The sequence below is a fragment of the Bacillus sp. JJ783 genome, from assembly GCF_036963225.1.
In the GTDB taxonomy this organism is placed as follows: Bacteria; Bacillota; Bacilli; order Bacillales; family Bacillaceae_G; genus Bacillus_A; species Bacillus_A cereus_U.
Genome location: NZ_JBALMG010000093.1, coordinates 1 through 796, shown reverse-complemented (window position 1 = coordinate 796; position 796 = coordinate 1). Strand labels below are relative to the sequence as shown.

The window sequence follows — 796 nt, the reverse complement described above, 5'->3', positions numbered from 1 at the left end:
GCATATGTAATATGGAAAAAGAATGTAGTCTATTATTTTCCATTTTAATGAAATGGAAATGAAGGAGAGAGGGCAATGAAAAAAAGAATGTTGCGTATAATGACGGCAGCGACTATTATGGGTGGTTTATTATTAAATGCAAATGTTCCTAATATAAAAGCAGAAGAGTATCCAGAAATGATTGTATTTGATGATGTTCCAGTAGACTATTGGGCATATGAATATATTATAGACGTTGCATATAATAAAGTTATGCTAGGTTATGGAAATGGGAAATTTGGTGTTGGCGATAATGTAACGCGAGAACAAGTGGCGGCAGTACTGTATCGCGCACTTAATATAAAACATGAAGGACCGTTACATAATCCGTATAAAGATATTTCTGAAAGATCAACAATGTTTCCAAAGGAAATTTTAGCATTAACAGAACATGGTATTTTTAAAGGCGATGAGAAGGGGAATTTCAGACCGAGGGAAACGATAACACGTGCAGAAGTAGCACAAGTCCTTACACGAGCATTTTCATTTGAAGTGAAGAAGAAACATACATTTACAGATGTACCAAATAATTATTGGGCAAAAAATGCAATTAGTGCATTGCAATCTAATAATGTCATAATAGGAACAGGGAATGGAAAATTTGAACCAAATAAATTTGTAACACGTGAGCAATATGCAGCATTTTTATATAAGGCTATTATTAATTTTCATTTGAAAGATGAGAAGTATTAAGCTGAAATTCAAAAGTTGTTTAATAGTAAGGTGAAAATATTTTAATTATAGTAATATGTTATTT

General features: G+C 31.8%; 1 protein-coding gene. It reads left to right on the top strand.

From position 1 onward, the window contains the following. The first annotated feature begins 75 nt into the window (after positions 1-75). Positions 76-732, top strand: coding sequence for an S-layer homology domain-containing protein (locus tag V7038_RS19590; protein WP_002158931.1), 657 nt, complete (start codon positions 76-78; stop codon positions 730-732). Positions 733-796 lie beyond the last annotated feature (64 nt).

What these genes read in the sequence shown, in the direction of transcription:
- V7038_RS19590 (WP_002158931.1), top strand. Translation starts at nt 76, where the DNA reads ATGAAAAAAAGAATGTTGCGTATAATGACGGCAGCGACTATTATGGGT.